Below are 8283 nucleotides of genomic sequence, written 5' to 3'. Positions count from 1 at the left end.
TCCGAGCATGGATGGCACCTCAAGATCAACCACATCAAAACTTTATATTCCCTGAGGAGGTTCTACCACGTGGTAACGCTCTCTAATTCTTCCATGATGGGAGGTCGCGATATCGAGTCCACCGGTTTTGCTTGGTGGTCTGGAAACGCCCGTCTGATCAATCTATCCGGTAAACTGCTAGGCGCTCATGTTGCTCACGCAGGTCTAATCGTATTCTGGGCAGGAGCAATGACTTTATTTGAAGTTGGTCACTTTGTCCCAGAAAAGCCAATGTACGAACAAGGCTTAATCCTAATGCCTCACGTTGCTACTTTAGGCTGGGGTATCGGTCCTGGTGGCGAGGTAACTGACATATTTCCATACTTTGTCGTAGGTGTTTTGCACCTAATTTCATCTGCTGTTCTTGGTTTAGGCGGTATTTATCATGCCGTTCGTGGTCCAGAAACTCTCGAAGAATATTCTTCTTTCTTCGGATATGACTGGAAAGATAAGAACCAGATGACTAATATCATCGGTTACCACTTAATCCTATTAGGTTGTGGTGCGCTGTTGTTGGTATTTAAGGCCATGTTCTTTGGTGGTGTCTATGATACTTGGGCACCAGGTGGTGGAGATGTCAGGGTAATCACTAACCCTACTCTCGATCCTGCTGTTATTTTTGGTTATCTAGCTAAAGCTCCTTTTGGTGGTGAAGGTTGGATCATCGGTGTTAACAACATGGAAGATATCATCGGCGGTCATATCTGGATCGGTCTGATTTGTATCTTCGGTGGTGTTTGGCATATTCTAACTAAGCCTTTCGGTTGGGCACGTCGTGCTTTCATCTGGTCTGGAGAGGCTTATCTTTCCTACAGTTTGGGCGCTCTATCCTTAATGGGTTTGATTGCTGCGTGTTTCGTATGGTTTAACAACACTGCTTATCCCAGCGAATTCTACGGCCCAACTAACGCTGAAGCTTCTCAAGCTCAGTCTTTTGTATTCTTAGTTCGTGACCAAAAGTTAGGTGCTAATATTGGTTCTGCTCAAGGTCCAACTGGTCTTGGTAAGTACCTGATGCGTTCTCCTACTGGTGAAATCATCTTCGGTGGTGAAACAATGCGTTTCTGGGACTTCCGTGGTCCTTGGTTAGAGCCTCTTCGTGGTCCTAACGGTCTCGACTTGAGTAAATTAAAGAATGATATTCAGCCTTGGCAAGTACGTCGTGCTGCTGAGTACATGACTCATGCTCCTAACGGTTCCATCAACTCCGTAGGTGGCATTATCACTGATATCAACGGGTTCAACTATGTTAACCCTCGTGCTTGGTTAGCTGCTGCTCACTTCATTCTAGGGTTCTTCTTCTTAATTGGTCACTTATGGCACGCAGGACGCGCTCGTGCTGCTGAAGGTGGTTTTGAGAAGGGTCTCGACCGTGAAACAGAGCCAGTACTATCTATGCCTAACCTAGACTAATATCTAGTTACTGTAGGTTACTGATAGCTAAATTTATTTAAGAACCTCGCCAAATATCTGGTGAGGTTCTTATTTTTTTATAGAACCCATTTGGGATCTTGGCACGCGGTACGGGTTTTTATAGCAGGCAACAGGCAACAGGCAACAGGCAACAGGCAAAAGTGGGAAAAATTTCCCTGTCTAAGGTTTATTACCAGTCTATTTCCTAACCAACCCATTTTTTCCTATAGCAAAGGAGTCAGAAGATCAAGCAATAGAATAGGGGAAAAAGGTGGAAATTTGCCCCCAGATTCACTATCTGCCGACATTCCCCACCCTCTTTATCTAATTACACTGATGCTACCGGATTTGATATGACTTCAGTCTTTCAATATGGCATTAAATTCACCCGCTTCAAACCTTTTTCTGAGTTCCTGACGCTGAATTTTGCCGATCACTGTTTTCGGATACGAGGATAGTGGGACTGTTTTCTGAGATATTTACCGACCCTCCATAGGCGATCGCTGGTTTAAAGGAGCGGTCTATGGAACTTGTTTGAGCTAAATATTCTTTTTGGTGATTAAACATTTTTTTTGATTGAGGAAATGTTCGCAAAAATGTATCTCTCTCAAATTTAAGTTGGTGTTCAATAATTAATAATTAATAATCACCTCTCCTTGAAAAGAAGAGGATTGACTAAAAGGATAATTTTTTTTCTTCTCTTGGTCGATTGGATATGGCAAGATTTCCTCGCCACCCCACCCTACGGGAAGCTCCGCTAACGACCGCTTTTTTCTCCTTTAAAGGGGAGGCTTTAAATCTTAATTATTCAGTAAGGAGCAATATTCAATAATTGATAATTGATAATTACCTCTCCCTAAAAGGAAGACGATTGAATAAAAGGAAAAAATTTCTTCTCTTGGTCGATTGGATATGGTAAGGTTTCCTCGCCATCCCTCGACCGCTTTTTTCTCCTTGAAAGGGGAGGCTTTAAACCTGAATTATTTAATTATTTAATTATTAATTCTTCGGTAAATCTATTGCCTATTAGACATCTCCAAACATCCAAAATCAAATCAATTTTTATCCATAAATTATCAATTATTTCTCCCTGTTCCCAGCTCCGGTGTTCCCTCTTTTCTGGAGATGTCTATTGCCTATTAAGTATTAACAGTGTTAGCAGTCTTAGAAAGATCCGTAAAACAACCTCGACGCATATTCTGGATCGTCAGAAGAGAAATAACCACTTCTAATTTTAGCATATTCATCTCGTGATCTCGAACCATTCTTGTTTAGATCCATATTTTCAAACCCACGTTTAATACTTTCCTCATTGGTTTCTCCCAACGCTTTTAACAATATATCATATTCTTTAAAACTAATTGTGCCACTTCCATCTATATCCAAGCAATCAAACATCACTTTGTTGACTTCTTGATTTTTTTCTATTTGACTGGGTTGCATTTTTTCTCGAACTTCCAAAAATTCAATTAGAGAAACTTTTCCATCTCCATCTGTATCAGCAGGACTCAAATAATGATCCCAAACTTTAGCATAGGTATCAAGAATTTCCTGATATTTGCTATCTTCCTTTTTGAGACCAAAAGACTCAGCTATTCTTTTGGCAATTAGCTGCAAGTCTTCCTTTTCTAGCAGTCCATTTTTCGATTGGTCATACTGATAAAATGCCAAGGCAAGTTTGCGTTGCACAAATGGCGATAACATAATTTTTCTCCTGTTGTATTTTCTCAGCTATTTTTTGAGTTAGAAATTAGCATATTTGAAGCAAAATTTCAATTAAATGGTGCTAGGTTTGAATTGATAGTAAGTAAGCATTCAGCTATTAGCAATCAGCTCTCAGCAATAAAAATGAATGAACCAGGTATTTGCTTAACTTCTACTACATTTTTGAACAAAGAATTGAAGCACAAGAACAACGAGCTTAAATTCCCCACTAAAGGCAATAAAGCTGATAGCTGACCGCTGACCGCTGACCGCTAAATGCTTACGATAGTAAAAATCGAAAAGTGGAGATTTATTGACAAAATCGGGAAGTAGAAATATGGGAAAATCCTAATTGTTAATCTGGGAAAAATGTATTGCCGGGATTTATTTTAGATTTGACAGAAGTTTGGGATTAGGTAATGGGAAGTTATCATACTGTAGGTTGGGTTCAACGGTAGTGCAACCAAAAAAAAATCAGATATCGTGTTGTTTTTATCCTGCGAATAACCGCCCTAAAAATTTTCAACCCAAGCTACTAAATGTAAAATCTTGCTTTAAATTTAGTAATAATTGAGCGATTCCACCTGATAATTGTAAGCTGACTACTGATAACTAAGTGCCAATTTGTAATGAAACCATACCAGAAAATTAAAATCCAAGAATGTCACGAACCACTCATCCCAATTCCCTTAGAAAAATTTGCCACTGAATCACCCCATCCCTATGAAAAATTAGGCGCACCTTATCATTTATCTCCAGCAAATTCACCTTATTTTTTACGTCAAAAAGTATTAGATAGTTTGATAGCAGCTCAAACAAAACTACAACAAAAATATCCCAGTTGGCACATCCAAATATTTGATGCTTATCGCCCCATTGCTGTACAACAATTTATGGTAGATTACACTTTTGTAGAAACAGTAAAAGCTGAAGGTTTAACATTAGATAGTCCGGAGTTGACAGAAGCAAAACGTCAAGAAATTTTAGAGTTAGTTTATCAGTTTTGGGCTGCTCCTAGTCTAAACCCCGCTACCCCACCACCTCATAGTACGGGTGCTGCTGTGGATGTAACTTTAGTGGATGCTAATGGCAAAACTGTTGATATGGGTTCTCCTATTGATGAGTTGTCTCCCCGCTCTTACCCGAATCATTTTTTGGGGAGTAAAAATGAGGAAGCTCAGAAATATAATCAACATCGACAGTTATTGGCAGAAGTAATGTTATCGGTGGGGTTTCAGCAACATCAACAGGAATGGTGGCATTTTTCTCTGGGCGACCAAATGTGGGCTTGGTTGACAAGTAAAGAGAATGGTGAAAGTGAGGTTGTGGCACGGTATGGGCGAGTAAATTGAAACAGTTATAGTAGAGGAAAGAAGGAAGAAGGAAAAATCTTGTATTGTCTGAGTTTTAAGCTTTTGATCTGTCCGCGCCCTTTGCTTGGACTGCTATATCAGTTAGCCTCCTGGGTTGAAACTGTGTTAACAGGCGTTATGGTGTAGAATTCAAACCTGCCACCAAGGTATATCACTAACTTTAAAAATATAGTTGGGATTTTAAAGCCAATGTTAAAAATATCAACTTTTAATTGATGATTGATTAATGATAAATTAAAGACTAATATTTACTTGTACTTAAAACAACCGTGAAATTTTTTATCCCCTAGTTAAAAATGGGGGTTTTCAAATTCTTTAACTTTTCTGGTTAATTAAAGAAAATCTAAAATTATCATAAGCTGTAACATTTTGATAGTGAGAAGTTACAGCTTATATAAAAGTCTTTTCAGAAAAATAACTTGTTTATGAGTTTTGAAAATCAAATATTATCTCCGCTTCGATAGAATAAATTATCGACCCAGTCCACTCCACAAAGAAGCTGGATGGGGGATAACATTAGATTCAACTTGAGGGCTTTGTTCAGAGGATTGAGTTAGATAAACACGGGTTGCACTATAACTAACAATGAACATAGAAAAAGCTACCAAGAATGTTACTACAACTCGATCTAAACCAGATATATTATCTAAGTGCTGAGAGTTTTGAGAGTTCATAGAGCTAAGTCTCCTCAATTACTTACTTTCTCAGTATCTCAGATATTTCTGTATTAACAGATACTTTTAATAAAAATTTATCTTTATGGTTCTGGGAATTGACCAATTTGTAGGGACAATGCAACTTGCTCAGTTAAAGATACTGGAAGGTCTGCTTTATGGGAAATGATTCCGTGACCAACTCCAGTTATTATTCCTAAGATGGCTGGCAATACTAAAAAAGTGAAGTTTTTCATTGATGATGACTAGAAAAATTACAGTTAGAGCATCTCAATTTCACGATGTTTAATTCTGTAACAAAGTTTACTTTTTAGTTAAATTTTGTTAAGCCGTCTAGTACAATTTTCCAATCAGACAAATCTCAGGAATTCTGAGTCCCTAAATTAAACCTAAATAATTAATCTAATAGACATCTGGTGAAAAAGATATATATAGATTTTTTGCAGGAGTAGGCAACAGCTCATCTGGCAACAGGCAACAGGTAAGATATTTTTACGCGCGAAGGCACGAAAAAGGATTTTTTAGGGTTAATTTTTCGTATCCTTAGCCTGCTCTAATTAAAAGGTTTTAGAGAGTGATGCTATAAAGGAGAATAATATAGATACTCCGATGGCTACTCCAACATTCCAAGTATCAATCCTTAATGGTGAAACTGTCATAGTTTTTCCAGAGCAGTTTGGAGCGCCACAAAAAATAATTATAACTCTTACACAAGCTGATTTTTTACATCATAACAAAACTCAAAAAGAATTAGCTCAAGAATGGCAAAAGACAATTAGTTCAAAGATGAGTGAAGGAATAAGGGAAAAAGACCCTAGATTTTATACTGAAGAACAATTGAATGACTTCAAAAAAAGTATATTTTTTATTTTAGTGACATTAGTTCTGAGCTTTGATGTATTTTGGCTACAAAGAATTTGTAAAATTTTCTACCTCAATACTAGAAATCAATTAAAAATTTTAGAAAAGTTGATAAATCTCGATCAATAATTTGCCCAAATAGAAGACTTAAAAACTATTGTATCTCAACTCAACTCAGAGACAAATCAACAGCAAAATCCTTTAATTACTGACTCCAAAAATACGAAATCAAATATCATCCTCAACTCAGCAATAGCCAATCAAATATTACTGAGTATTCAGCTAAAATTAATTTTACAAATCATACCAAAAATTTCTTTGAGACAACAAAACTTTCTCAAGCAAGAACTAAACATCATAATTTTCATCTGACGCTTACTAAGATGGGTACTCGTGTTTATTTGGGGTTCTCGGCATTTTGAGGGTATTGACGTAATTCCCTTATCTAGACTGACTCTTCCATAAAATGTGTAAGTCCCATTAGGACATAGACTAATCATAAACCTCAGACAGGAAAATGTTTTTTCCCCTATTCCCTATTCCCTGCTATCGCATTGATTATAATTACTTTAATATCAACAAAATTTTGGAGTAAAAGTCGTAATGAAAAGACTCAAAGTAATCTTTTTGGGAATTTATATTTGGGTAGGGATACTGCTGATGCAACCTTACCTAAATGCTAATTCTACCTCGCCAGAAAATTTTTCTACCTTTACAGAATGGTGTTTAAATCAAACAAACATTTCTTCCACTTCTCAATATACAGTTAAAATTCTATTGCAAAAAGCCAGAACGAATGACTGTATTGAAGCAGACAAAAAACTTTCTAGTCTTTCTGCCATCTCTCTCAATAATAATTATATTATAAATATTGCTCCTATATCCAGCCTTAAAAATCTCACAAAACTATCCCTAAATGCTAATCAAATCCAAGAATTATCCCCTTTATCTAACCTTCCTAAGTTAACTCATTTATTTCTCGATAGTAATAAAATTGAAGATATTTATGACTTGTCTAAATTAACTAATTTAACTGAATTAGAACTCAACGATAATAGAATAAAAAATATATATCCTCTATCTAATTTAACTAAATTAACTCATCTGAGCCTGATTTTTAATCAAATTGAAAATGTATCTTCTATCTCCAACTTAACAACATTAACTGAGCTAAATCTCGGAGTTAATCGTGTTACAAATATTAAACCTCTAGCTAATTTAACCAATTTAACTCACCTATATCTTAACGATAATCAGCTCAGAAAAATTGCGCCCTTATCTAACTTAACTAACCTTACTAATTTGTATTTATATCGCAATCAAATTAGTGACATTTCTTCTCTTTCTAACCTCACTAATCTAACTTATCTTAATCTGAGTGATAATTACATTACTGAAGTTTCCAATCTTTCTAGTTTAAGGAATCTGAAAATTCTGATCCTGGTGTTCAATCAAATTACAAAAATTGATTCTTTATCAACTTTGACTAACCTTAATTTACTAGATTTAAGTCGCAACAAAATAACAGATATTAATTCCCTCTCAACTTTAATTAAATTAGATGTACTGAATTTGCGAAATAACCCAGTTGCCAGAATTTGCCCCCTCCAACCAGAATCAATTTGTCGCTTCTAATAGAAGAAGGAAGAGGCAACAGGCAACAGGCAAGAGGGAAAAATCTTACGTTTCAAGTTTTTTTTGATTTTTTGAACTACTACTTGCAGAGTAAAATTATTAGCTGATTTTCGATCTAACGCCTGTATTTAGGGTTTGCTGAAAAAGTCCTTTAGTAGGGGGTAGGAGACAACCCACCCCCAACCCCTCCCAGGAAGGGAAGACAGGAGACAACCCACTCCTAACCCCTCCCAGGAGGGGAGAAATGGGAATGAGCGAGGAGGTAGGAGCTAAGTTTTGTCCCAAGATTGTTCTGCCCAACTATGCGCCTAAAATACTAACTTTTTGAGCCTTTTAGACTGAAACAGGCGCACTTTTTTCGTTCCCAAAAAGGTTAAAATCTTTATATGTCAATGCTTTTATATTTAATCAGCAAGCCCTATTTAAGAGCTTAAAAATAGAGTATAGTTTGGCTTTTAACTGCCAATTTAAAGTATAAACTCCTGAATTGACTAAAAAAATCAAGATATATAATTGGTTAAAGATTACCCTTATATCATGTCCGGTAGCATCGTTTGTGTATAGAATTAGGTTGAAATTGCGGG

General features: G+C 36.5%; 8 protein-coding genes. 4 read left to right on the top strand and 4 right to left on the bottom strand.

The window, feature by feature from the left end:
• The first annotated feature begins 69 nt into the window (after positions 1-69).
• The gene (psbC, locus tag D5R40_RS27960; protein ID WP_124155525.1) at positions 70-1452 is read left to right on the top strand and encodes a photosystem II reaction center protein CP43; all 1383 of its coding nucleotides are present in this window, start codon (positions 70-72) and stop codon (positions 1450-1452) included.
• A gap of 393 nt (positions 1453-1845) precedes the next feature.
• Here the strand turns inward: psbC and D5R40_RS36250 are convergent, their stop codons facing one another.
• Positions 1846-2019: a hypothetical protein gene (locus D5R40_RS36250; protein WP_161564537.1), complete on the bottom strand. Its 174-nt coding sequence runs from the start codon at positions 2017-2019 to the stop codon at positions 1846-1848.
• A gap of 597 nt (positions 2020-2616) precedes the next feature.
• The gene (locus D5R40_RS27955) at positions 2617-3156 is read right to left on the bottom strand and encodes an EF-hand domain-containing protein (RefSeq protein WP_124145107.1); all 540 of its coding nucleotides are present in this window, start codon (positions 3154-3156) and stop codon (positions 2617-2619) included.
• 629 nt (positions 3157-3785) lie between these two features.
• Here D5R40_RS27955 and D5R40_RS27950 point away from each other — a divergent pair.
• A complete protein-coding gene (locus D5R40_RS27950) occupies positions 3786-4508 on the top strand; it encodes a M15 family metallopeptidase (RefSeq protein ID WP_124155524.1) in 723 nt (240 codons plus the stop codon).
• A 491-nt stretch (positions 4509-4999) separates the two neighbouring features.
• On the opposite strand, the gene D5R40_RS27945 is transcribed toward D5R40_RS27950, so the two are convergent.
• Both D5R40_RS27945 and D5R40_RS37160 read right to left on the bottom strand, forming a co-directional pair.
• Positions 5000-5203 carry a hypothetical protein gene (locus D5R40_RS27945; protein WP_124145105.1) on the bottom strand — a complete coding sequence of 68 codons (204 nt, stop codon included), beginning with the start codon at positions 5201-5203 and terminating at the stop codon, positions 5000-5002.
• An 83-nt stretch (positions 5204-5286) separates the two neighbouring features.
• On the bottom strand, positions 5287-5439 hold the full coding sequence (locus D5R40_RS37160; RefSeq protein ID WP_192901127.1) for a hypothetical protein: 153 nt from the start codon (positions 5437-5439) through the stop codon (positions 5287-5289).
• Positions 5440-5812: 373 nt separating this feature from the next.
• Between D5R40_RS37160 and D5R40_RS27940 the strand changes: the two genes are divergently transcribed.
• Together D5R40_RS27940 and D5R40_RS27935 are read left to right on the top strand one after the other, a co-directional pair.
• A complete protein-coding gene (locus tag D5R40_RS27940) occupies positions 5813-6193 on the top strand; it encodes a DUF8459 domain-containing protein (RefSeq protein WP_124145104.1) in 381 nt (126 codons plus the stop codon).
• A 474-nt stretch (positions 6194-6667) separates the two neighbouring features.
• Positions 6668-7699 carry a leucine-rich repeat domain-containing protein gene (locus D5R40_RS27935; RefSeq protein ID WP_124145103.1) on the top strand — a complete coding sequence of 344 codons (1032 nt, stop codon included), beginning with the start codon at positions 6668-6670 and terminating at the stop codon, positions 7697-7699.
• Positions 7700-8283 lie beyond the last annotated feature (584 nt).

It is taken from the genome of Okeania hirsuta (assembly GCF_003838195.1).
Lineage (GTDB): Bacteria > Cyanobacteriota > Cyanobacteriia > Cyanobacteriales > Microcoleaceae > Okeania > Okeania hirsuta.
The sequence above is the reverse complement of the archived record's forward strand: the minus strand, read 5'-3'. Positions and strand labels throughout refer to the sequence as shown.